The organism is Rhodoferax aquaticus (assembly GCF_006974105.1).
GTDB classification, from domain to species: domain Bacteria; phylum Pseudomonadota; class Gammaproteobacteria; order Burkholderiales; family Burkholderiaceae_C; genus Allorhodoferax; species Allorhodoferax aquaticus_A.
On record NZ_CP036282.1, the window covers coordinates 2,111,438 to 2,135,498 of the forward strand.

The 24,061-nt window shown below is 53.9% G+C and carries 24 protein-coding genes; 17 read left to right on the top strand and 7 right to left on the bottom strand.

The window, feature by feature from the left end:
• Positions 1 to 5 precede the first annotated feature (5 nt).
• From EXZ61_RS09835 to EXZ61_RS09870, 8 genes are all read left to right on the top strand, one after another.
• On the top strand, positions 6 to 710 hold the full coding sequence (locus EXZ61_RS09835) for a WbqC family protein (protein ID WP_142811362.1): 705 nt from the start codon (positions 6 to 8) through the stop codon (positions 708 to 710).
• Positions 711 to 738: 28 nt separating this feature from the next.
• A complete protein-coding gene (locus EXZ61_RS09840) occupies positions 739 to 1,560 on the top strand; it encodes a phytanoyl-CoA dioxygenase family protein (protein WP_142811364.1) in 822 nt (273 codons plus the stop codon).
• 116 nt (positions 1,561 to 1,676) lie between these two features.
• A complete protein-coding gene (locus EXZ61_RS09845) occupies positions 1,677 to 2,342 on the top strand; it encodes an acetyltransferase (protein ID WP_142811366.1) in 666 nt (221 codons plus the stop codon).
• The gene (locus EXZ61_RS09850; protein WP_142811368.1) at positions 2,339 to 3,274 is read left to right on the top strand and encodes a glycoside hydrolase family protein; all 936 of its coding nucleotides are present in this window, start codon (positions 2,339 to 2,341) and stop codon (positions 3,272 to 3,274) included. The genes EXZ61_RS09845 and EXZ61_RS09850 overlap by 4 nt, the downstream gene beginning before the upstream one ends.
• A gap of 48 nt (positions 3,275 to 3,322) precedes the next feature.
• Positions 3,323 to 4,477 carry a dTDP-4-amino-4,6-dideoxygalactose transaminase gene (gene rffA, locus EXZ61_RS09855; protein WP_142811370.1) on the top strand — a complete coding sequence of 385 codons (1,155 nt, stop codon included), beginning with the start codon at positions 3,323 to 3,325 and terminating at the stop codon, positions 4,475 to 4,477.
• Positions 4,478 to 4,637: 160 nt separating this feature from the next.
• On the top strand, positions 4,638 to 4,814 hold the full coding sequence (locus EXZ61_RS22595; protein WP_142814191.1) for a glycosyltransferase: 177 nt from the start codon (positions 4,638 to 4,640) through the stop codon (positions 4,812 to 4,814).
• 20 nt (positions 4,815 to 4,834) lie between these two features.
• A complete protein-coding gene (locus EXZ61_RS09865; protein ID WP_142811372.1) occupies positions 4,835 to 5,527 on the top strand; it encodes a glycosyltransferase family protein in 693 nt (230 codons plus the stop codon).
• 201 nt (positions 5,528 to 5,728) lie between these two features.
• Positions 5,729 to 7,150, top strand: coding sequence for an aspartate kinase (locus EXZ61_RS09870; protein WP_142811374.1), 1,422 nt, complete (start codon positions 5,729 to 5,731; stop codon positions 7,148 to 7,150).
• A gap of 503 nt (positions 7,151 to 7,653) precedes the next feature.
• Here the strand turns inward: EXZ61_RS09870 and EXZ61_RS09875 are convergent.
• Positions 7,654 to 8,202, bottom strand: coding sequence for a hypothetical protein (locus EXZ61_RS09875; protein ID WP_142811376.1), 549 nt, complete (start codon positions 8,200 to 8,202; stop codon positions 7,654 to 7,656).
• Positions 8,203 to 8,415: 213 nt separating this feature from the next.
• Here EXZ61_RS09875 and EXZ61_RS09880 point away from each other — a divergent pair, with 213 nt between their 5' ends.
• A complete protein-coding gene (locus EXZ61_RS09880) occupies positions 8,416 to 8,730 on the top strand; it encodes a hypothetical protein (protein ID WP_142811378.1) in 315 nt (104 codons plus the stop codon).
• A 156-nt stretch (positions 8,731 to 8,886) separates the two neighbouring features.
• On the opposite strand, the gene EXZ61_RS09885 is transcribed toward EXZ61_RS09880, so the two are convergent.
• Genes EXZ61_RS09885 through EXZ61_RS09900 form a run of 4 tightly spaced genes read right to left on the bottom strand, consistent with a single transcriptional unit; the run spans position 8,887 to position 13,357 of the window.
• Positions 8,887 to 9,909 carry an XdhC family protein gene (locus EXZ61_RS09885; RefSeq protein WP_142811380.1) on the bottom strand — a complete coding sequence of 341 codons (1,023 nt, stop codon included), beginning with the start codon at positions 9,907 to 9,909 and terminating at the stop codon, positions 8,887 to 8,889.
• Positions 9,910 to 9,912: 3 nt separating this feature from the next.
• Positions 9,913 to 10,617 carry a TetR/AcrR family transcriptional regulator gene (locus EXZ61_RS09890; RefSeq protein WP_142811382.1) on the bottom strand — a complete coding sequence of 235 codons (705 nt, stop codon included), beginning with the start codon at positions 10,615 to 10,617 and terminating at the stop codon, positions 9,913 to 9,915.
• A 2-nt stretch (positions 10,618 to 10,619) separates the two neighbouring features.
• Entirely contained in the window at positions 10,620 to 12,887 is a 2,268-nt protein-coding gene (locus EXZ61_RS09895) for a xanthine dehydrogenase family protein molybdopterin-binding subunit (protein ID WP_142811384.1), read from the bottom strand.
• Positions 12,884 to 13,357, bottom strand: a complete 474-nt coding sequence (locus tag EXZ61_RS09900) for a (2Fe-2S)-binding protein (protein ID WP_142811386.1) — start codon at positions 13,355 to 13,357, stop codon at positions 12,884 to 12,886. The genes EXZ61_RS09895 and EXZ61_RS09900 overlap by 4 nt, the downstream gene beginning before the upstream one ends.
• A gap of 130 nt (positions 13,358 to 13,487) precedes the next feature.
• Here EXZ61_RS09900 and EXZ61_RS09905 point away from each other — a divergent pair, with 130 nt between their 5' ends.
• From EXZ61_RS09905 to EXZ61_RS09935, 8 genes are all read left to right on the top strand, one after another.
• Positions 13,488 to 14,024 (top strand): nucleotidyltransferase family protein, encoded by a 537-nt coding sequence (locus EXZ61_RS09905; protein ID WP_342590571.1) that lies wholly within the window; start codon positions 13,488 to 13,490, stop codon positions 14,022 to 14,024.
• Positions 14,025 to 14,129: 105 nt separating this feature from the next.
• Positions 14,130 to 15,284, top strand: a complete 1,155-nt coding sequence (locus EXZ61_RS09910) for a PQQ-dependent sugar dehydrogenase (protein WP_142811389.1) — start codon at positions 14,130 to 14,132, stop codon at positions 15,282 to 15,284.
• 96 nt (positions 15,285 to 15,380) lie between these two features.
• A complete protein-coding gene (locus tag EXZ61_RS21910; RefSeq protein ID WP_168224735.1) occupies positions 15,381 to 15,539 on the top strand; it encodes a hypothetical protein in 159 nt (52 codons plus the stop codon).
• 145 nt (positions 15,540 to 15,684) lie between these two features.
• Positions 15,685 to 17,256 (top strand): ABC transporter substrate-binding protein, encoded by a 1,572-nt coding sequence (locus EXZ61_RS09915; protein WP_142811392.1) that lies wholly within the window; start codon positions 15,685 to 15,687, stop codon positions 17,254 to 17,256.
• A 63-nt stretch (positions 17,257 to 17,319) separates the two neighbouring features.
• On the top strand, positions 17,320 to 18,300 hold the full coding sequence (locus tag EXZ61_RS09920; protein WP_142811394.1) for an ABC transporter permease: 981 nt from the start codon (positions 17,320 to 17,322) through the stop codon (positions 18,298 to 18,300).
• Between the two features lie 50 nt (positions 18,301 to 18,350).
• Entirely contained in the window at positions 18,351 to 19,253 is a 903-nt protein-coding gene (locus EXZ61_RS09925) for an ABC transporter permease (RefSeq protein WP_142814192.1), read from the top strand.
• A 6-nt stretch (positions 19,254 to 19,259) separates the two neighbouring features.
• Positions 19,260 to 20,231 carry an ABC transporter ATP-binding protein gene (locus tag EXZ61_RS09930; protein WP_142811396.1) on the top strand — a complete coding sequence of 324 codons (972 nt, stop codon included), beginning with the start codon at positions 19,260 to 19,262 and terminating at the stop codon, positions 20,229 to 20,231.
• The gene (locus EXZ61_RS09935) at positions 20,228 to 21,232 is read left to right on the top strand and encodes an ABC transporter ATP-binding protein (protein WP_142811398.1); all 1,005 of its coding nucleotides are present in this window, start codon (positions 20,228 to 20,230) and stop codon (positions 21,230 to 21,232) included. The genes EXZ61_RS09930 and EXZ61_RS09935 overlap by 4 nt, the downstream gene beginning before the upstream one ends.
• Before the next feature lie 69 nt (positions 21,233 to 21,301).
• On the opposite strand, the gene EXZ61_RS09940 is transcribed toward EXZ61_RS09935, so the two are convergent.
• On the bottom strand, positions 21,302 to 22,690 hold the full coding sequence (locus tag EXZ61_RS09940; protein ID WP_142811400.1) for a diaminopimelate decarboxylase family protein: 1,389 nt from the start codon (positions 22,688 to 22,690) through the stop codon (positions 21,302 to 21,304).
• A 6-nt stretch (positions 22,691 to 22,696) separates the two neighbouring features.
• Positions 22,697 to 24,034, bottom strand: a complete 1,338-nt coding sequence (locus tag EXZ61_RS09945; RefSeq protein WP_142811402.1) for a carboxylate--amine ligase — start codon at positions 24,032 to 24,034, stop codon at positions 22,697 to 22,699.
• Positions 24,035 to 24,061: the final 27 nt, after the last annotated feature.

Below are 24,061 nucleotides of genomic sequence, written 5' to 3' on the forward strand. Positions count from 1 at the left end.
TTTTAATGAAAGTTGCAATCTTGCAATCAAATTACATCCCTTGGAAAGGCTATTTTGATTTGATTGCATCAGTCGATGAGTTGATTATCTATGATGATGTGCAGTATACCCGGCGCGACTGGCGCAATCGTAATCAGATCATGACAGCGCAGGGGGTTCAATGGCTCAGCATACCCGTGCAGGTCAAAGGAAGGTATGAACAAAAAATCAAAGAGGTCGTTGTTGATGGTAGGGAATGGTACAAGGCCCACTGGAAGACTATTTTACAGAACTATAAACGTGCTCCATTTTTCGAGGAAATCGCCTCTTGGTTGGAGCCGGTGTATTCAGAGGGTAGATTCGAGCGTCTAACGGATCTGAATCGACATCTGATCGAGCTGATTTGCAGGCAATTGGCGATCAAGACGAGAATTTCTAACTCATGCGACTATGTTTTGATTAATGGGAAGACTGAGCGCCTCGTCGACCTATGTCGACAATCGGGTGCAAACGAGTATATTTCCGGCCCATCGGCAAAGAGTTATATTGATAAGTCCTTATTTGAACACTACGGGATCGCTTTGAAATGGTTCAATTATGATGGCTATCCGGAGTATAAGCAGCAGTTTTCTGGCTTCTCTCATCATGTCTCAGTCATTGACCTTTTATTCAATACTGGACCTTGTGCGTCAAGGTTTATGAAGCATCACAGCAAGCTTTGTGACACATAAATTTAACAGCGACACAGCGTACATATCTATGAACTATCATCAAGTGCCTGAAATCAGTTATGGCGTGCTTCAAAGAGACCAATTCAGCAATGAAAATCAAGAGGTATGCGAGGAGATTCGGCGTTTAGGCTATGCCGTTTTGGATTCTGGGATGGATTCAAGTGAACTTGCTGGCATCTCAAATGATTTCAACTCTGTACATGAACAATATGTTAAGCACTGGGGGCATGACAGGCTTATTGCGCTTAACGAACACAATACGATTCGTGCCCCGCTTCTGAATAAATCGGTTTTTTTTCAACGATTGCCATTTAAGCCTCGACTTTTGAGCGTTCTAAGTGAGATCATCCCTGGCAAGTTCATCCTAAACCAACAAAATGCCATCATCAATCCTGCGCAGGAAATCTATAATCAAAGTGCGTGGCATCGAGATCTTCCATATCAGCACTTCGTCAGCAATACCCCGTTGGCCATCAACGCTCTTTTTTGTGTAGACGACTTTACACCTGACAATGGAGCAACTTATGTTCTGCCAGGTTCCCACAAAACTTCGAATTTTCCGACGGATTCCTATATAAAGAGGCATGCCGTCCAAATTTTGGCAAAGGCAGGGCAATATATTTTGCTTGATTGCATGACCTTTCACCGTGGAGGATTTAACAGCACTGGTGCGGCTCGCCGGGCCGTGAATCATGTCTACACCATCCCATTCTTTAAGCAACAAATCCATTTGCCTAGAAACATAGACGCAGCCGCCTTTAGCTTGGAAGAACTGGAAATCATTGGATGCCGATTTCAGGAGCCTGGAACTGTCGAAGATTACCTTCTCAGTAGAATGCCGGCTAGTTGAAGCAAGGCCCATCAATAAAATTGTGTGCTGGCAATTGTTGCTTAGCTTTAAAGATAAATTCTCATATATTATGTTGACTGGGCTAATTGCGATAACTTCCTTGCAGAGGGCACGCCATGAAGAAAAAGTTGGTTATCTTTGGATCCGATGACATTGGTGAGTTGGCTCACTTTTATTTCAGCAGTGACTCTGACTATGAAGTGGTTGCATTCACTCTTGATGCGGAGTTTATTAAGCAAGATAGATTTTGCGGAGTTCCCGTTATTCCATTTTCTCAGATCGGATCGAGATGTCCGCCCGAATCACACGAAATGTTTGTTGCGCTCGGCTATTCAAAAGTAAATGCCGTACGAAAAGAAAAATACTTTGCCGCAAAGTCGGCTGGGTACGGGCTTGCCAGCTATATAAGCTCCATGGCCATCGTTTATGACAAAACAGCAGTCGGGGACAATTGTTTCATATTTGAAGACAATACAGTGCAACCGTTCGCGAAGATAGGCAGCAATGTTACTCTTTGGAGTGGTAACCACATTGGTCATCATTCCACAATCAATGACCACACCTTCATTGCCTCACATGTCGTGATTTCGGGCCGTGTAACCGTCGGTGAGCAATGTTTTATCGGAGTTAATGCCACTCTTCGGGACCACATTGCAGTAGGAGATCGCTGCGTCATCGGTGCTGGGGTTCTACTCTTAAATGATGCCGAAGCTGATGGCCTTTACATCGGCAAGTCGGTCGAGCGGTCAAGCTTGCCCAGCACCCGTTTGAAAAGAATATGAATCAGATCAAAAGGTGGTGTAAAAACGGCTTGATTTATGCGCCAGGTTCAGGCGAGAGGCATTTCAAACTAGTGAGCCATGCTGCCAATCCCATTGCGGTGCATCTTGAGGCCGATATCTTTCGCATCTTCTACAGCGGCAGGGACAGAGAGAACCGCTCCACCGTGGGGTCTGTAGATATCGACATAGTTGCCAAGAAAGTCATCGCCGAAGACTTTTTTCCAAAGTTTGAGCATGGCCCAACCGGTTCTTTCTATTCGCATGGCGTGAGCATCGGAAACTGCTACTTTGCCGGAGGAACTCATTACATGTTGTTTATGGGGTGGCAACGTCCCGACAATGCCCACTGGCGTGGTGATATAGGTCGACTTATCGTCGGTGCCGATCACAGTCTCCAATTGGACAGTCCAAGTGTTTTCATGGGTGTAGATTCAACCGATCCGATGAGCCTTTCTTACCCTTGGGTATTGACAGGTTGCGGTGGAATGTATCCCTACCGCATGTGGTATGGCTCAACCCTGACCTGGAATGCAGGAAATGACGAAATGATTCACGTCATCAATTCGGCAGTTTCTTGCGACGGGCATTTTTGGGAGCGACGAGGACTGGCCTTGCCATTTGCCGTCGGGACAGCCCAAGCCTTTTCTAGGCCTTCGGTCTTGCGCAATCTGGATGGGAGTTATGAAATGTGGTTTTCCTATCGCAGCGGATCTGGCACTAAATACAAAATCGGCTACGCGCACAGCGGCAATGGTGACCAATGGCAGTTGGACCTTGACAACGTTGGATTGGATGTGTCGCCAACTGGTTGGGATTCAGAAATGATTGAATATCCCTATGTATTTGATCACAACGGCACTCGCTATATGCTCTACAACGGGAACGGTTTTGGGGCATCAGGTTTTGGGCTGGCCACGCTATACAGAAACTAGCGTCTTGCAAGCGTTGCCGATCCCCATGAATAGTTCTAAGGCACCCCAATGAAGAAGGACAATTCTCGGATTCCTTTCAATGTCCCGCATATGACTGGAAAGGAGCTCAATTACATTGCACAGGCCCACTTTAACGGCATGCTCGCAGGCGATGGTCCTTTTACAAAGTCCTGTCACGACTGGCTGCAGATGCGCACCAACGCCAAAAAAGCGCTGTTGACAAACTCTTGTACTGCTGCGTTGGAGATGGCGGCGTTGTTACTGGATATTGCGCCTGGCGACGAAGTTATCATGCCTTCGTTCACGTTCGTCTCCACGGCAAACGCCTTCGTTCTTCGTGGGGCAGTACCTGTATTTGTTGATATTCGTCTAGACACGCTCAATATCGATGAGCGCCTGATAGAGGATGCGATTACAAGCCGCACCAAAGCCATTGCGGTGGTTCACTACGCTGGCGTCTCTTGCGAGATGGACATAATCATGGATATTGCCGCGAGACGTGGCTTGTTCGTGGTTGAAGACGCCGCTCAAGGCGTCATGTCGAGCTACAAGGGAAGGCCCTTGGGGAGCATTGGCGATTTAGGTGCTTATAGCTTTCACGAGACAAAGAACGTGATTTCTGGCGAAGGTGGCGCACTGATTGTCAACCGCGAGGACTTTGCAGTTCAGTCAGAGATCATTCGAGAGAAGGGCACTGATCGCACTCGATTCTTCAGGGGCGAGGTTGATAAGTACACTTGGCAATCAATTGGTTCGTCCTTTTTGCCTGGCGAGTTGATTGCTGCTTTCCTTTGGGCACAGCTCGAAGAGGCTGAGGCCATTACCAACAAAAGGTTGGTGAGTTGGCAGGTGTACGACAAATTGATAGAACCTTTGGAAGTCGCTGGAGCCATTCGTCGACCGATTGTTCCCGCTGAGTGCACTCACAACGCCCATATGTATTATGTATTAGTGTCACCTGACACTGACCGGCAGGCAGTGTTAAACGAGTTCAGGCGCCAAAGCATTGCCACGGTATTTCACTATATCCCACTGCATTCGTCGCCAGCCGGAATACGTTATGGCAGAGTACATGGCTCGATGGAAGTGACCACCACACAGTCTGAACGACTAATTCGGCTGCCGTTATGGTTCGGCATCACTTCTGAGCAGCAGAGAGAGATTGTCGGCATCCTCAGCAAAACACTCGGGATGCAGCCCTAATTAGAGTAGACATAGATCGAGAAGTGAATTCGGCCTAGTTGAGAGCCTTGCTTAGTGATGCACAGGGCGGCGTTCGGGCCTTTGCAGAACAGACATTTGGAGTTGAACTAATCATGGTGCCAATCAGTGTTGCCTTACCGGCGCACAGCGCACACTTGCACTGACACTAGATGGGCTGGTCGCACAGACGTTTACCGCTTTTCAGGTCGTACTGTTAGACGACGCGTCGTCCGACGACTCCGTTGCGATTGCTCGTAGCTACCAAGACCGTTTGAATTTGCGACTGATCCAAACTGAGCGGAACCTTGGATCTCGGACGCCCGTAACCGTCTCCTAGCTTAGATCGATTCGCCGTTCATGGCAATCTTCGATCATGACGACATCTGCCACCATGAACGTCTGGCAAGCCAGCTTTGGTTCATGGAATCACTTCCTTATGTCGACATCGTGGACTCTGCGATCACCTATTTCTCTGAAGTGAAGGATTTAGCCACCGCCAGCCGTGTGCTTTGCCATCCCTGCGAGGACGCCGTGATCAAAACTAAGCTGCTGCGCATCTGCCCCATTGGCCACCCCAGCGCAATGTCGCGTCGCAACCTCTTTACTGATGCGGGTGGCTATCTCGCCGAGTTTTCGCGCGCTGAGGACTACGCCCTCTGGTGTCGCGCTGCTCCGCCTGGCAAGCGCTTCGCTAACCTAGAGGAGTCTCTGATGTTTTATCGCCTACACCCTGCGCGAACGAGCCAAGTCCAGTGCCAACGCATGGCTGTCAAAGACATTGAAATCAAGCGGCTGTGTATACGTGCCCTGCTCGGCGGGGACGACGCCTCGTTAGCCGAGTTACTCTGCCTCGGCCTTTATCACAAAAGCAATAAGTCGCTAGCAGGTGCCCTGACAGGACTAATTCCGGTCATCTTGAAGTTTGGTCAGCGCATGCCCTGTCCTAACACCTCCGCCGACTTGGTCGGCCAGGTTCTGGCTCAGCGATTCAACGATGCGCATTCATCTGTTAGTGGAGGATATTGGTGGGTATTGCTGAGTCTGCGCTGAGTAAATCGGGTTTGAGGCAACAGAGAAGTTTTGGTCTTTCTGTACAGGTTGAACCCTCTGCAGAACTCGCTGCAGACGCACGCAAAATTGGGTACAAAGAAGCGGGTTAGCGAGTGGGTGCAAACGTCTATTCCAAAGTCGTGGAAAATAGAGGGCTTTTCGTTCGGTTCCCCAACTTTTTTTGCTTCCATCAGCTAGCCCATGTCAGACGTAAACTCTTCCAAGATCTCTGTCGAGAAAATCGGCGGCACTTCCATGACCGCTTTTGGCGATGTGCTGCGTCACATCGTTTTGCACGACCCCAAACGCATTTACGGCCGCATTTACGTGGTGTCTGCCTACTCAGGTGTGACCAACCAGTTGCTGGAGCACAAAAAGACGGGTGAACGGGGCATCTATGCTTTGTTCGCCGAAGGCAAGGGCTACCAAGACGCCTTAACCGATTTGGCCGTCAGTTTGAAGAAACTCAACGCCGGATATGCCGATATCGGCCTGCCGCTGGCGGTGGCCGATGCGTTTATCGACCATCGCATTGCCCAATCCCGGGAATACCTGGGTGCCATGCAGCATGTGCTGGCCAGCGGCTATCTGAACCGCAAAGATGTGCTCTTGGCCGCCCGCGAAGTGCTGGCCTCCATCGGTGAGTCGCACAGCGCGTTCAACTCGGTCGAAATTCTCAAGGCCAATGGAGTAAAGGCCGTGCTGATGGACCTAGCTGGTTTTGATGACAACGAGGCTTGGACCATTGACGAGCGCATTGCTAACAGTTTCAAGGACCTGGACCTGGCCAACAGCGTGATTGTGGCTACGGGTTACACCAAGGGCACGGAAGGCATCATGCGGGAGTTCGACCGTGGCTACTCCGAGGTCACCTTCAGCAAGATCGCTGTCGAAGTGCGGCCAGCTGAGGCTGTGATCCACAAAGAGTTTCACCTGTCGTCGGCAGATCCCAATTTAGTTGGCTTGGAAAATGCCATCGTTGTGGGTGCGACCAACTATGACGTGGCCGACCAGTTGGCCGATGTGGGCATGGAAGCCATTCACCCTAAGGCTGCTAAGCCTATGGAGTTGGCGGGTATTCCGATCCGCTTAAAAAACACATTTGAGCCCGACCACCCCGGCACCTTGATTACCAAAGATTTTGTGGGCGAGCGCGCCCGCGTGGAAATTGTGACTGGCACCGATAAGGTCACCCTGATTGAGATCCACGACCCCAGCATGGTGGGCACTGTAGGCTTTGATGCCAACTTGATGCAGGTTTTTTGCAAGCATGACATCAGCTACATCCTGAAGGCTACTAACGCCAATTCCATCGCACATTTGGTGTGGGACAACCAAGTCACTGCCGAATTGGTGGCTGAATTGGAAGAGCTTTACCAAGTAGTGACGGTAAAGCGCAGCGCCATCGTTTGTACCATCGGCTCCAACATCGGGATTCCTGGTGTGCTGGCCAAAGCAGCGCAGGCGCTGGCGGATGTTGGGGTCAACGTGAACTGCGTATCACAGACTTTACGGCAAGTGAATATGCAGTTCGTGATCGAACGCGAGGACTACAAGACAGCCGTGAAAGCATTGAACATGGCGCTTTGTGTGAATTCTGGAACACCTGTGCCAAGCGTGTGATTGTTGCTTGGTTTGCTATTGAAGTTGTTAGCACTTTAGGTGCTAAGTATCAAGGGCTGGGAGCGTTTCTACTCCATCGACCCAATACCCAAGTTGAGACGAGCTGCGAGAGATAGGTGTACCCCACAGAATCCTTGGCGCTTCTACACCGTGGGTCCTGCGCAAGATGCACGCTCTGTGACCCTACACTGTCAGGCGCCTTGCTCTAGTACCGCGCGACAAGTAGCGGATTGATCGATTGCTTAAAAAATCCCGAATCTGATTAGGATCAGGCTTTTCTCGATATGCTGCCAGTCTGGCAAAAGCATGATGGTAATGTCGCGAAACACCAATCCCTTTGGGGTCAAGAGATTCGCCAAGTTCTCGCATCGACTAGCCAGTAAGTGGTTATCGAAAAGTGGCTTTGCCGTTACTGCTATCTTCTCAATTCACAAATGGCTTTATAACTGCGCAACGAAAGCAAAGCCCCTAGCCAGCAGTGCTTTCGGTTGCTGCCCACAACGTTAATCGCTAAAGAGGACACAAGGGGCTATTCCCATCGAGGCGTCGGAATGTCCAGCAAAAGATGCACATGAGGGCGCTGGCGCTGGCGGAGCTGGTTTAGGTTTATTCTGGCTTTCAGCGTACGCGTAGAAGGTCACAAATCCCGTGGCCACCAAGGGCCAGCTGATAACAGTGTCCACCACACCAGGCGCGCCATCTACGTTTACACGTGTGATTTTTTGCAACACACCGACTCCGCCCACATACATATTGCGAACCTCTTGGGTTCGTGAATCAAAACGGATGTCCATAAGGCTGTTGGCCTCCACGGGTTTGTAGCTAACAGTCGGACGAACACTCATCATGCTAAAAGCATCTTGTGCCGGGGCCAGGTTCACGTTGAAACCGAACGTGGGTGCTTCAGGCTTTACCCGGGCACTGCCACCAAAGTGAATGCGGTAGTCCACACCAATGCTGATGCTCTTGGGCTCAAAGGTATCAGCGTGTGAAGCACCCGAAATCAGGACGAACAATGCGCAAGCGCCCAATGCAAAATGTTTGATCTTCATAAGGTTCCTTGGTGTGAATGCTGAACCAGCGCCCAAGTGCCGGCCCATCCCGAATAAATATACAGGGTTCCGGGCCTTTTGAGTAGGACTTGTTGTATTCAAATAGCGTGCTATTTTTTGCCTGCCAAATTGGCTTTGGACCGCTACACTGTTCTCAGCTTTGGGCCAGGTACGGTTCGATGGCGGTCTGTTTTTAACCAATGGAGAACGACAATGAAACTGTTTGCAATGATTGCTGTCTGTGTGGTTTCGGGTGCCGTGATATCGGGTTGTTCCGTGGCACTCGTATCTGGGGGCAGTGAAGGTGACGTGCCGCCACGTCTAGCAATTCGTGACAACGCAAAAACGTGGAATAACGGCGCATCTTTTGGCCCTGTGCCAATAGCGTTGGAAAGCGACGGCGATCGTATTTGTTCCAGTATGAACTCCACTGACAAGCAGTACCAAGCTGTAGGTTATCACTCGAAAGCGCAGGACTTAGACGGAAGTACTTTGCCGGGTGGCGGATATCTTTGCGTGAAAAAGTAGTCGCTTGATGGTCGCGTGGAGCACCCATTCAAGAATGGGTAGCCCCCGGTTGTAGCCACCCCGATCTGCATGGGGCGGTGCGAATTCGCTTGTACATTCCTAGTTGCGACAAGGCGGTCAGCAGAGCCAAACAAGCCTCATTTTTTCAATACAGCATCAAAGGCAGCAACGGGTTGACGATTCAGCGATAGTCTTATTTGCGCTAAGCGTCGCACCTGCACAGTACTTGTGCTCCACGATGTGGGCAACGATAGACACTGCAATTTCGGCAGGTGTTTGGGCTCCTATGTCAAGCCCCACAGGGCCATGCAGGCGCGATAGTTCAATTTCGCTCAGTCCGAAGTGCATGCCTAGACGCGCTTTGCGCGCAGTTTGGTTCCGTCTTGAGCCCAAAGCACCTACATAGAAGGCATTGGATTTCAGTGCTTCCATCAACGCCATATCGTCCAGTTTTGGATCATGGGTGAGCGCCACAATGGCGGTATGTGCATCGGGTTGCATGTCGCGCACCACGTCATCGGGCATACCGGGCAGGTGGTTTACCCTGGCACTCTGATGGGGCCATGCACTAGCGTATTCCTCGCGTGGGTCGCAGATTAGTACTGCAAAGTCCAGCAAGGTGGCGATGTGCGCGACAGCTTGAGACAACTGACCCGCGCCTACTAGCAGCAAGCGCCATTGGGGGCCAAAAGTACTACTCCATTCATGTTCCGTGAACCTTGCCTTGCTAGTGCGTAACCCAGGTGTGAGGGTGACCCTACCGGTTGGAAGATGCACGGTGCGAGTGACTAATTCGTGCGCGGCGGTGCGGGTTAATAGTTCCTTGAGCCAAGCGGTATCCATCAAAGGTTCTTGCAGTAATCGCAGGGTGCCGCCACAGGGTAAGCCAAAGCGAGCAGCTTCGTCTTTGGAGACGCCATAGGTCACCATGCTAGGCGTGGACTTCGTAGAGGTATCTCCACTGCGAACCGAGGCGCGCGTGCGCGCTATGAGGTCGTCTTCCACGCATCCGCCTGATACCGATCCGCTAAGATGCCCATCGTCCCTAAGGGCAAGCAGGGCTCCCGATGGGCGTGGGGCACTGCCCCATGTTTCCACGACGGTGACCAAGGTCACTGCGTGTCCCGCTTGATGCCAAGCAAGGGCATCGGCCAACACCCGTAGATCTAAACTTTCCATGGTTTATGTCTGCTTTTGAGTTTGCAGTGTGCCCCGCAGCAAAGTGGACAGGGTTTCTGCCATAAAAGGCTCAAACGAAATACGCATAGGATGCAAGCGTGGGTCATGGTCCAGGACCGCTGCGATGACAGCTGGTGGGTGTGCGAGTTGCGTAACGCTGATCACAAGAGCATGCACCTGCAAGATAAAAGTGACGGACGCTGTGGCCCCTAGTTCAGGCACTTTGGTGGCTAGCAGAGCGCTGATTCGTCCAATAAACGCAAGCAAAAACTCTTTGAAACTACGCGCAGTGTCCAATGCTAAGCTTGGTTCAATTACTGGGTGAAGCAGCACTAGCAAGCGCCCCAAGGTTGGGCGCTTCGCCAGCGTACGGGCTATGGTTGCGGCCAATGCGTTGGTCGCGCATTCTGTCGAAAGTGGGGCAAGACAGGTGTGTAAGTCTTGTTCCCAGAGCAGTAGTTCTGTCTGTACCAACTCCAAGAACAAAGCTTCTTTGCAACTGAAGTACAAATATGCGGTGCCCTTGGCTACGCCCGCTCGTTGTGCCACTTGAGCGATGGTTACGCCATCAAAATCAGACCCTGCAAAGAGCTCAGACGCAGCCCGCACGAGGTCGCCCCGGCGCAAGTCTTTGTCTTGTTCGCTGCGCGCGCGCAAGCCCACCAAGCTGCGCGTGCGGGTGAGCGTGGTGGGACGTTGCGATCTCAAGGCTAAGCGGCCAAAGGTAAGGCGCGTTGACGTTGCCCCGTGAGTGCAAACAAAGCGTTGGCTACTGCGGGTGCCAGTGGAGGTACGGCGGGCTCACCGACGCCAGCAGGCGAGCGTTCACTGGGCACGATATAGGTTTCCACGACCGGAGCATGCGCCAGCATAACGACCGGATAGGTGGGGAAGTTGCTTTGCTGTACCTCCCCTTCCTTGATGTCGATCTTGCCGTACAGTGCAGCGCTGAGTGCGAAGATGACGCCACTCTCCATTTGTTGTGCCACGGTGTTGGGGTTGACCACGGTGCCGCAGTCGATGGCACACACCACGCGGTGGACCCGTGGCTTGCCATCTTGCAGGGACACCTCCGCCACTTCCGCCACGATGGACCCAAATGATTCATGCAGGGCGATTCCGCGCGCGTGACCAGATGGCAGCGGACTGCCCCATTTCGCTTTTTCAGCAGCGAGTTGCAAGACAGCCAAGTAGCGGGGTGCTTCAGTCAACAAAGCCGCGCGAAAAGCAACTGGGTCTTGCTTGGTTTGCGCAGCGAGCTCGTCCACAAAACTTTCCGAAAAAAATGCGTTATGCGAGTGGCCCACTGAGCGCCAAAACCCAATGGGAACACCCATGCGGGTAGCTACATGGGACATGTGTTGATTGGCAAAGCCATAAGGTAAGTCAAACAGACCTTCTGACGCAGTTTTGTCCGGCATGTCGATGGGGCCAGCCAGCGCGGGCAGGCCGCGTTCCATCCATCGCGGGGTGATCGTGTCCCCAGCCGACTTGATGCGCAAGCTTGCAACTTTGCCGTCCGCTCCCATTGCGGCCCGCATATCGGCGACGTGCATAGGACGGTAGAAGTCGTGGGTGGTGTCTTCTTCCCTAGACCAAATGAGTTGCACGGGTTTGCCTTCGCATTGCATGGCCACTTGCACCGCTTGACCCACGAAATCCACCTCCAAGCGGCGACCAAAGCCGCCTCCAAGCAGTGTGACGTGCAAGGTGACACTCTCCACGTCCACCCCAGCCACTTTGGCTGCCACAGCGCGTGCCATGCCAGGTACTTGGGTCGGTACCCAAATCTCTACTTTGCCGTCCTTGATTTGCGCAGTGCAATTCATGGGTTCCATGGTGGCATGGGCGAGGTAAGGTGCGGAGTATTTCGCCTCAATGATGCGGTTTGCGGTGGCCTCCGCTTTTTCTACAGAGCCTTTTTCGTAGAACGTGAACCCCGATTCTGCTTTGAGCTGCGTGGCGAGGTCGGCCTTGATTTTTTCTGTGTCCAAGGCTCCTTGTGCACGTTGCGCCCACTTCACTTCTACTGCCAGTGCCGCCTGCTTGGCATGCCAAGTGGTTTTGCCAACCACAGCAAACCCAGCGGTTGACCCCGCAATAGAAGGTAACTCAACCAACTTGACGACACCTGGCATGGCCAGTGCTGCTTTGCTATCGAGCGACTGCACAGTGCCGCCTAGCATGGGCGCTTGACGTACGGATGCGAACAGCATGCCAGGCTGACGCACGTCAATTCCAAACTGGGCCGATCCATTGGTTTTGGACGGTACGTCAGGGCGCAGTGCAGGCTTTCCAATCAAAGTCCAAGTCGCGCGGTCTTTCAGAACCACGCTGGCGGGTGTCAGACCCGCGGCGCCTTTAGCAAATTCACCGTAATGGCCCGTTTTTCCTGAGCGGTGGCTAAGTACACCTGCTTGTACCTTGAGCTCTGAGGCAGGCACCTTCCATTGTGCCGCTGCAGCCTCTAGTAGGCTGGCACGGGCGGTGGCTGCAGCCTGGCGCAGCGGCTGCCAGGCGTCCGCCACGCTGGATGAGCCGCCAGTAGCGTTGATGCCAAGCTCGCGCGCAATCTTGCCCACCATCCACTCACCCACGCGCACGGTGCTGGTCTTTTTGCCTTCTTCTGCGTCCAGTGGGTGAAAGGGAAGGCTGCCTACAAACATGGCCACGTTTCCGTAGATAGAGTCAGCTCCCGCTTGTTCTAAGCGCACACGCGCCAACGGCACATCCAGCTCTTCGGCGACCAACATAGACAGAGCGGTGTGAATGCCTTGGCCCATGTCACTTCGGTGCATGGCGAGGATGATGCTGCCATCACTAGCCACCTTGATCCAGCCGTTCAGGGCCACATCGCCTTCGGTCGGAAGCATCAATGCGCCATCACCCAAGCGCGAACGGACAGGGGTGACGCCCCAACCCACCACCAGTGCCCCTGTCGCGCCCAGGGCGCTCAGGATCCAAGTACGGCGCTTCATGCTGTGACTCCCGAAGTGGCTGCTGTTGTTGCAGCGGCGCGGTGAATCGCGGCGCGCACGCGTTGGTAGGTTCCACAGCGGCATATATTGGTCATGGCCTCATCAATATCCGCATCGGTAGGCTTGGGCTTGCGCTCGAGCAAGGCAGCGGCGGCCATGAGCATGCCGCTTTGGCAATAGCCGCATTGCGGCACTTGCTCAGCAATCCAAGCGGCTTGTAAGGCATGCTGCTGGTTGGGAGACCCTAAAGACTCTATGGTGCGAATCTTGGCACCGGCCACTGCGGAGACAGGCATTACACAGGAGCGCACCGCTTGCCCATTGATGTGTACCGTGCAAGCGCCGCAGGCGGCCACGCCGCATCCAAACTTGGTACCGGTCATGTTGAGTTCGTCGCGCAGCACCCACAGTAATGGCATGTTGGGATCGACCTCAGTTGTCACACTTTGTCCGTTGATGTTCAGTTCCATGGGCTCCTCGCATTAGTTTAATGACCAATGGTCAGATACTAGCCTATGCATTGTGGCAAGGTCAATTACCCCCTTACACTTTGACGACATGCCGAACACAGTTCCTCCCCTTGGCCTGCACACCGAAAACATGCCAACCGTCATCGTATTGGCGTCAGGGCGTGGTGCCCGATTTGCAGCCTCAGGTGGGACTGTTCATAAGTTGAAGGCGCGTCTGGGCGGTGTGTCGGTGTTGGATAGAACCTTGGCAGCGGTGAGAGGCAGTGGTCTTCCTTGGCTTCTTGAACAAAGCGGGTTGCCTGGCATGGGGGACACCATCGCCGCAGGGATCCGTGCGACGCGTGATGCCCATGGATGGCTTGTACTACCCGGTGATCTGCCCTTGGTCCAAGCGGAGACCCTGCGCTTCGTGGCAGCGGCTTTGGTCCATCATGCTGTGGTGGTGCCCGTGTACCGCGGGCAACGGGGGCACCCGGTTGGCTTTGCCCCAAGCTGCCGCGAGCAATTGTTGGGGTTACAGGGCGATCAGGGTGCTGCCGGCGTTGTACGGGCGCACCCTGCTATTGAATTGGTAGTGAATGACGCTGGAGTCTCCTTTGATATTGATACGCTTAAGGACCTTGAGCGTGCAGAAATCGCCTTGGCTCTCTCAGGGACTTTGCTCTGAAAAATGCACAGTCACCGCATGCAAAGGCATGCTTTGGTGACGAGCAGTCAGATTTTGCAGATCAAACTCGGGGCGCAAGCCGCCGAATTCAGAGAAGGATTCACTATGCAAGCAAACCTTAGCAGATACGCTAGAGCACTTCTCTGGACTCTCGCTCTATGTTTGGGTAGCAGTGTTAAAGCACAAAGTTTGGAGACAGTCGCGTCTGGATTGCGAAATCCTTGGTCCTTGGCTTTCTTGCCGGAAGGGCGGTTTTTGGTCACGCTGCGAGGGGGGGAACTTGTCGTCATAGAGGCCAATGGCACTCTGCGGCCCGCGATTGCGGGTGTGCCTAAGGTGGCAGCAGGCGGGCAGGGCGGTTTGCTGGATGTCTTGCTGGATAGTGACTTCGAACGCAATCGCGCGCTCTTCTTTTGTTTTTCTGAGCCCGCTGCTGATGGCCGCAGTGGTACCGCAGTTGCACGTGCCACCTTGTCTGCCGACCGGCAAGGCTTAAACGATGTAGCGGTCATCTTTCGCCAACATCCTAAAACCAGCGGCAACCTGCACTACGGATGTCGCATGGCTTGGGGACGTCCTCAAGGCCAACTGGATGGCACACTGTTTGTGGCAATGGGGGAACGTTACAAGAGCATGGACGATGCGCAGCGACTCAACAATCACATGGGCAAGGTCATACGCATCAAGAAGGATGGGTCGGTTCCCCCAGACAATCCGCTAAACAATGCGCAAGCGAAAGCCCAAGGCGCGCTGCCTGAAATCTGGAGTTGGGGCCATCGCAATCCGCAAGGTTTGATCACCACTGCCGACGGGCAACTCTGGGAGCATGAGCATGGCCCGCAGGGCGGGGATGAGGTCAACTTGATTGAGCCAAGCACAAACTATGGCTGGCCGGTCATCACCTACGGGGAAAACTACGGCGGGGGCAAGATAGGCGCAGGCATTACCTCTTGGCATGGCATGGCGCAGCCTGCGCATGTATGGGTACCCTCGATTGCCCCCTCCGGAGTGGCACTGGTCACCAGTGACCGTTATGGCCCAATCTGGAAGGGGTCGCTCATCATCGGCTCGCTCAAATTTGCAGATCTGTATCGCGTACCGCTTTTGCCCCAAGGTGCGAGCCCGGGTCGCGATCCGGGCGCGCTGAAGCTCAAGGTGGGCCAGCGCGTGCGTGATGTGAGGCAAGGGCCAGATGGGTACTTGTATCTTGTCACGGATGACCCAGAGGGGCGTCTGCTGCGCGTCGTGCCACGGCCTTAAGTAAACCTTACGGCCTATGCGTTGACTCCTGCCACGGTGCCCTAGCGCGGTGGTAGGTGCCGAGCGATTGAGTCGTTTTCATCAAGGAGTTTTTTTGTGTCAGATCCAACACCTAACAACCACAGTTCCGATGCGTCTTGGGTGCGAATGATCAAGATGATCGTAGTCGCGTTTGGGTACCAAGTGACGAGCATTCTCATTGGGGCTGTCGCCCCCTTTCCGTTTGCAGACTGGCCGTCTGATTTGAGTCAGTGATTCGTTGGGATCGGGGGCACTCTTAGGCAGGTCAAAACGCCTTTGAAGTTCGCTATTAAACCGTAGCTGAACTAGGGTTTAGACAAAGTGGTTTTGTGCACTGTTTATGCATAATCGGCCGCTTTTATTCAAAGGACCTCCACCTATGAGACTCAAGGTACTAGCTCTCGCTGCAGCCATGGCTTTTGGAGCAAGCGCGTTGCAAGCCAAAACATTCAAATGGTCCAGCGCTAGCGACATTGCGACTTGGGACATCCACTCCCAAAACAATGCATTGCAAAACGGCATCCATGCGGCGGTGTACGAAAGCTTTGTGTACTACAACAGCAAGACCTTCAAAATTGAACCCGTTTTGGCAACTTCGTGGAAAGAGATCAGCCCAACCCAAATGCGCTTCACTCTGCGCGCGGGTGTGAAGTTTCATGACGGCAGTCCACTGACCACAGACGACGCTGTATTCTCCATTGAGCGGGCCATGATGCCCACCTCCAATTTCACGCCCTACATTCAAGGGGTGGACAAAGTTGTGAAGGTCAACGCCACCACGTTTGACGTGATTTCCAAGACACCTAACCCCGTGCTGCTCAACCAAATGACTGAGCTGCGCGTGATGAGCAAGGCTTGGGCCGAAAAGAACAAGTCCGTTGCACCCAAGGACATCAAGACCCAAGAAGAAAACTTTGCCCACCGCAACGCGAATGGCACGGGTCCTTACATGCTCAAAGAGTGGCTGCCAGACCAAAAGTTGGTGCTGACTCAAAACAAAGCATGGTGGGGCAAGGCAGATACCAATGTGACGGAAATCGTCTACACCCCGGTAAAGGCAGTTGCAACACGTATGGCAGCCCTGTTGTCTGGCGAAGTTGACTTGGTGTTAGACCCAAGTCCACAAGACTTGCCGCGCGTGCGTGCCAATGCCGACTTGAAGGTGATGGATGGTGTCGAAAACCGCACCATATTTTTCGGTATGGACCAGTTCCGTGATGAGTTGGTCGGAAGCAACGTCAAGGGCAAAAACCCCTTGAAAGATGTGCGCGTTCGCAAGGCGCTGTACCAAGCGATTGATGCCGATGCCATTACCCGTGTGACTATGCGCGGTCTAGGCCAGCCCACTGGAGCCATTGTGGCGCCTCAAGTCAATGGATGGACTGAAGCCGTGCACAAGCGCTATCCGTTTGACGTCGCTGCCGCCCAAAAGTTGCTTGCGGATGCAGGTTACAAAGATGGCTTTGAAGTGGACTTTGCTTGCCCCAACAACCGTTACATCAACGATGAGCAAATTTGCCAGGCCGTTACCGCGATGTGGTCCCGCATTGGCGTGAAAGCCAAGTTGCGCACGCTGCCTTTGGTGACCTACTTCCCCATGATTCAGCGCAATGAAGCCAGCATTTACATGCTGGGCTGGGGTGTGCCAACGTTTGACGCTTTGTACAGCTTGCAATCTTTGGTCCGCACGGTGGGCGCAGGGGGTGACGGCAACTACAACGTGGGACGCTACAGCAACCCCCAAATGGACGCTCTGATCGAACGCACCAAGAAGGAAACCGACTTGAAATTGCGTACCGAGCTGCTGACCAAGGCCTTGCAGTTGCATAACGATGATGTTGCCAACATCCCTTTGCATAACCAAGTGATCCCTTGGGCAATGAAGAAGAACGTTGAAGTGGTGCACCGTGCAGACAACCGTCTGGACTGGCGCCTCGTCAAAGTTAAGTAAGACGGCAGTTCTCCACTAAACAGGGTCGCGGTAGTCAACCGCGGCCCTCATTTATTTCAATCTATGTTTGCTTTCATACTGCAGCGCTTGGCACAAGCGGCCGTGGTGATGATCACCGTCGCCTTCATTTCCTTCATGCTGTTTCAGTATGTAGGTGACCCCGTCGTGTTTTTGTTAGGCCAAGATGCGACCCAAGAACAGATCAAAGAACTTCGCCAAGCCCTCGGCTTGGATCAAGCGTTCATCGTCCAGTTTTGGCACTTTCTGTCAAATGCAGCGCAGGGTGAGTTTGGTTTCAGCTTGCGCCAGGGTACTCAGGTGTCTACCTTGATTGCGGAGAGATTTCCCGCCACCTTGGAGTTGGCGTTGGTGGCCGGCGTTCTAGCACTGTCTTTGGGAATCCCTATGGGTGTTTATGCCGCCCTGAAGCGCGGCTCGTTTACGAGCCAAGTGTTCATGACGCTGTCGCTGTTGGGCGTTTCCTTGCCTACTTTTTTGATTGGCATTTTGCTGATTTTGATCTTTGCCGTGACTTTGGGCTGGTTTCCAAGTTTTGGCCGGGGTGAGGTCGTGCAGATGGGCTGGTGGACGAGTGGTCTGCTCACGGCGAAGGGGTGGCACCACATTGCTTTGCCGGCTGTGACGCTAGCCATCTTCCAGCTCACGCTGATCATGCGCTTGGTTCGCGCCGAGATGCTCGAAGTCTTGCGCACGGACTACATCAAGTTTGCACGTGCGCGTGGACTAACGACCCGAGCAGTGCATTTTGGCCATGCGCTGAAAAACACGTTGGTGCCCGTGATGACCATCACAGGGCTTCAACTGGGTGGGCTGATTGCCTTCGCAATCATTACAGAGACCGTGTTTCAGTGGCCTGGCATGGGTTTGCTGTTTATACAGGCTGTGACCTTCGCAGATATCCCTGTAATGGCTGCCTACCTCTGCTTGATTGCGCTCATCTTTGTGGTGATTAACTTGATCGTCGACCTGCTGTACTTCGCAGTGGACCCTCGTCTGCGCGTTGGTAAATCTGGCGGCCACTAAGCCTTTACAGCAACCCGTGTTCTCTTACTAGGAACTTTGAATTGAAAACCATGTTTCACCGATGGTGGGATGGCGATGTGGGCTACAGCTTCCGCACATCCCCCACTGCTATTTTTGCGGCGATTATCGCGTTAGTGTGTTTGGCGTGCGCTGTGTTTGCGCCGTGGATTGCTCCGCACAACCCTTTCGACCTTACCACCTTGCAGCTGGACAACGCCCGTCTTCCTCCGGCATGGAGCGTCGGCGGGAAAATGGAATTTCTGCTAGGTACTGACGACCAGGGCCGAGACATTCTCTCCGCGTTGATGTACGGTGCAAGAATCTCCCTGGCTGTGGGCTTGGCTGCAGTGGCGCTTTCGCTGCTGGTCGGCGTGAGCTTGGGCTTACTCGCAGGTTTCTTGGGTGGCTGGGTGGACGGCTTGCTCATGCGCTTGTGCGACGTGATGTTGTCGTTCCCCGCCATCCTGGTGGCTTTGTTGATCGCGGGAGTAGGCCGTGCATTGTTTCCCAATGCCCATGAGTCTTTGGCGTTTGGCGTGCTCATCATTTCCATTTCTTTGACCGGATGGGTGCAGTACGCGCGCACGGTGCGTGGCAGTACCTTGGTAGAGCGCAATAAAGAATACGTGCAAGCTGCGCGTGTTACCGGCGTGGCGCCTTTGCGCATCATGCGCAAGCATGTGTTGCCCAATGTGTTGGGGCCCGTTCTCGTGCTTGCCACTATTCAGGTCGCCACTGCCATCATTACAGAAGCAACCCTGTCCTTCCTAGGGGTAGGTGCCCCTCCGACTTCACCCTCTTTGGGCACGCTGATTCGCATTGGCAACGACTACCTGTTCTCCGGTGAGTGGTGGATCACCATCTTCCCCGGTGCCGTGTTGGTGCTGATCGCCTTGAGTGTCAATTTGCTGGGTGACTGGCTGCGTGATGCCCTTAACCCCCGTTTGCGTTAAACCCCCATGAGCTTGTTACAAGTAAAAAATCTGGTGGTGGAATTTCCATCACGCAAAGGCACCTTGCGCGCACTTGACAATGTGTCATTCGAGATCGCACCTGGTGAAATTTTGGGCGTTGTCGGTGAGTCTGGCGCTGGCAAGTCTTTGACGGGTGCTGCCATCATTGGCCTGCTAGAGCCGCCTGGCCGTGTGGGCAGTGGTGAAATCCTGCTGGAAGGGGCGCGTATCGATAACCTGTCTCCGGCGCAAATGCGCGTCATTCGGGGGCGAGAGATTGGCGCTATTTTCCAAGACCCGTTGACATCGCTCAACCCGCTGTATTCCGTCGGTCGTCAGCTGATTGAAACCATCATCACGCATTTGCCGTTGAACGCAACGCAGGCGCGGGAACGTGCCATCCAGCTGCTGAAGGACACAGGTATCCCCGCTGCTGAGGAACGCATTGACCACTACCCGCACCAGTTTTCAGGCGGTATGCGCCAGCGGGTCGTGATTGCATTGGCTTTGGCTGCGGAACCCAAACTCATCGTCGCTGATGAGCCAACAACCGCATTGGACGTGTCCATTCAAGCGCAGATCATTACGCTGTTGAAGACGATCTGCAAAGAGCGTGGGGCGGCCGTGATGCTCATTACCCACGACATGGGCGTGATTGCAGAGACGTGTGACCGCGTGGCGGTGATGTATGCAGGGCGCGTGGCTGAAATTGGGCCGGTTTATGACGTGATCAACCGTCCTTCACACCCTTACACAGCGGGCTTGATGGCCTGCATTCCAGATATGAGCGAAGACCGCGAGAACCTGAATCAGATTGACGGCGCAATGCCCAGACTCAATGCCATTCCTCAGGGCTGCGCGTTCAATCCGCGATGCCCCAAAGCCATTGCGGTGTGCGGCCAAAAACGTCCCGAGTTGATGGTGGCGGGCAACACCCAAGCCGCCTGCTGGCTCCACGATGCGGGAGGCTCCATATGAGTGAGGTTTCATTGCCACTGGTCCGTGCCACGGACCTTGCCAAGACGTTCGATGTTTCTGCACCATGGTTGAACCGCGTGATAGAGCGCAAGCCACGCATGTTGCTGCAGGCGGTCAATGGGGTGAGCTTCGATATTGAGCGCGGGAAAACTTTGGCGCTGGTTGGGGAATCGGGCTGCGGGAAAAGTACCGTGGCGCGCTTGCTGGTGGGGCTGTATGAGCCAACACGTGGTGGCTTTTCCTTTGATGGAGTGGATGCACATGCTGCGTTCAAGACGGCGGAAGGCCGCAAGCTACGCCGGCGCGTACAAATGGTGTTCCAAGACCCGTATGCGAGCTTGAATCCGCGATGGACCGTGGGCGACATCATTGCAGAACCCTTGCGAGAGCACGAGATCTTGTCAGATGACTCCGCCATAGAGCAGCGTGTCTCTGAGCTACTGCAGTCTGTCGGTTTGTCTGCGCTAGATCGCATCAAATTTCCCCATCAGTTCTCGGGTGGCCAGCGACAGCGCATCTCGATTGCCCGCGCCTTGGCAACGCAGCCGGAGTTCTTGGTCTGCGACGAGCCAACCTCGGCGTTGGACGTGAGTGTTCAGGCGCAAGTACTCAACATCATGAAGGATTTGCAGCGCAAGCACGGGCTGACGTATTTGTTCATTTCGCACAACCTCGCGGTGGTGCGGCACGTCAGTGATCAAGTTGGTGTGATGTACTTGGGCGGCTTGGTGGAGTTGGCCGACAAGCACACATTGTTTGATACGCCGCGCCATCCCTATACCCGCATGCTGTTGGATGCTATTCCAAAGATGCATGACACGGGTAAAGCGCGTACTGCGGTCGCGGGCGAGGTGCCGAATCCGCTCAATCCCCCCTCAGGCTGTGCTTTCCACCCCCGTTGCCCGCATGCCAACGCACGCTGTAGCAGCGAGAAGCCTGTCATGAAGCCTATTGGGGGGATTCGAGTCGCTTGCCACGCAGTGGAAGAGGGACGCATTTGACGTGAGCCGTGGGGTGGTTGGGGTCACCCCCCTTCGACCCGTGTCCGACTTGCGCGGGCACTCGTGGGTTTACTGCTTTGTTGGCGCTATGGTGTCTAGGCTGATGAGGTGCTCAAAGGTCTCATGCTGTCGAACAAGCACTTGTTCCCCATTGGCATACAAAGCCACGACCCCAGGCTGGCCAAAGGAAAAAGACGAAGCGTCTGCAATAAAGTAAGCACCTGAATCCATGATGGCCAACGCATCACCCACTTCAATCGCGGGCTGGTAGTTTGCGGTGTAGAGCGTGTCCCCCATATGGCAAATAGGGCCGACGAGGCGATGGCAGTGCTTGGGCCCCGGTTTTTTCGCCAAGGGGAGGCACTCATGGTATTCCGACGTCACGATGCTAGCCACGCTCACTCCAGCGTCTAAGACCGCAAAGTCAAAAGCCTGGTCTTTGCGTGTGTTTTGCACCGTGGTCAGCAGCATCTGGGAGTTACCGGTCAACGCGCGTCCTACCTCACTCACCAAGCGTGGAACGCGCAAGCCTAGCTCGCCACACCGTTGCGTAACCATCCTGACGACCTCCCTGGCATAGTCTTCTGGCGTAAGGCAGTCAGCAGGGTTGGGCGCATGTGGAGGGACCAAAAAACGGCTTGAAAGTTGGGCCTCTTGTTTGCTCAAGTATTTTGCGCTGGGAATAGCTAAGCTGCCTCCCACGTCAAGCAAACTGGGCCACCAATGCAACTTAGTTTTGAGTTCTTGTGCGAAATCCAACATGAATCGCATATGGGATTGCAAGGTTGCGCGATCACGAATGAGTGCGCCGCGGTGACAGTGCAAGGCCACTACGTTCAAACTGGGCAAGGCCAGCGCACGTTGGTAGGCCTGCAAGGCAGAGCCGTCTTCTACAGGAAATCCAAATTGCCCAGTCCAGCCTTGGGCTGATGTGACTCGGATGCCAACATTGGCCACCGTTTGCATAGATGTTGCAAGCGCTGATATCACTTCCAGTTCTTCGAGGTTATTGACATTGATGCTGGCGATACCGCGCTCAATAGCCACGCGTAGAGAGTCGGCGGACTTTGCCGGGCCGTTGTAGATGATGAGATGCGGTGGCACACCAAGTTTCAGTGCTAGCCAAAGCTCATACGCTGAGATCACCTCTGCGCCCGCCCCGTTGTGATGCAGTTGCTGAAACACCCATGGCAGTGGGTTCGTTTTGTAGGAGTAGAAAACCTCAAGGCCTGCCGACTGAAACCCCTTTAGGTTGCTCAGAAGTTTTTCAGGAAAGACCACATGCAGTGGTGACCCCCAGCGCTTGAGCACGTCGGCCAATGCCACTGTGTGGTAGCTCAAAGCTTGATGGTGGTAGGTCAAGCCCCAGTGTTCAGGCGGCAGTCCGACGCTTGCCGCACCTTTACGTACACCGTACTTGCGGCCTTGGTCCTTGAGCCATGCTTTGATCCGCTTCATGTTGAACTATTTCAAGAAGTACTTGCGCAAGCTGGAGCGCGGGTAACGCAGCATATTCCACAGGGCAGTTCGCCTAAAGCTGTAGAACGGGCCTAGGTCATCCGGTGAGTAAATGGGGTCTACTGTATTGCCACTGCGTGCCCATGCTAACCATTGTCTGCGTTCGCCCCAAGTGAAGTTGCCGCCCAAGGTTTGGGTGGTGATGAACAGCTTGAGCATCCATTTCACCCTGCATTTCCACAAGATGGTGTGGTCCCATTCTTGGCTCTTGGCTGCCAATTCCTTTAGCTTTTTTAGGTCACCGACAGCCGCGTAGTAGCAAAGACGCGGGATCGGCAAGTTGCGTGCAATTTCAAAACTCATCTGACCGTAGAAGCGCGAATTGAAGTCAATCAGCAGAAAACTGTCAGTGCTTTTGAGGTGTATGAACTCCACTTCAAAGGCCCCTCGGTAGCCTAGCTCTGCGATCATGCGGCGGAGTTGTTGCGCTGGTTTGTCGAATACCGGGCGGCTTTCAAAGCAAAGCCCAACGCCCACCGTGACGGGCTGTTGGAGCAGCTTCTCTGAGGCCCTCACCAAGAAGATGTCGTGGTCAGGATCAATAAACCCAGCCAAAGAATAGATTTGTGTGGCCGCCTCTGGGTAGAAGCGCTGAACCATGAGCTGTGCAACCGAGGGGTCTTTAGCCATGACCTCCGGCTTGTAGGAGAAAAAAGTCTCGGAGTTGGTCCAAGTCGCAAGAAACTCCTCGGGGGAATAGCAGGTGGCACCCTTGGTATGGACGCGCAAACCGGCTTGGGTTTGCGGCTTTATCAATACGGGGTATTCCAGTTTCTGCGCAAATGCCGCCATGTCCTCGCCGGGCATGGGGAACCAAGTAGGTGGGTGGTCTACGTTTTGCTTCTGGCAGTGCAAGAACAGGCGCTTCTTGTTGAGCAACTCATAAATGCCACCCGCTTCGGGCTGGTACAGGTAGAAGTACTTGGCCAGCTCATCGCGGTGGGTGTCCATGACCCAACACAAGTCGTCGGAGCTAGGGTACAAAACGTAGCCAGGGTGCTCCTTGCCGTACTGAATGAGCCACTGCGCATAGGCGTTTAAATCGGAGAGTCCAGGGGGGAACAGTTTTTCAGTGACGTAGCGTGAATGGGCTGTTGGCGTGTCCGCCACCATCTCCATTAACACCGAAGGGATTCCGTGGCGCCCCAAGTCGCGTGCAGCGGCCAAAGTGCCGTTGTAGCCCCCATTCTTTAGAGCCATGCCACGCGGTGGTGGCAGTGCTTGCGCAGGCAGGGTAGGTGTCGGCATGGCCAAACCATCAGATGCGGGTTGGGGCAAAGGCAAGAACAGCTCCTATGCGGCAATGATGAA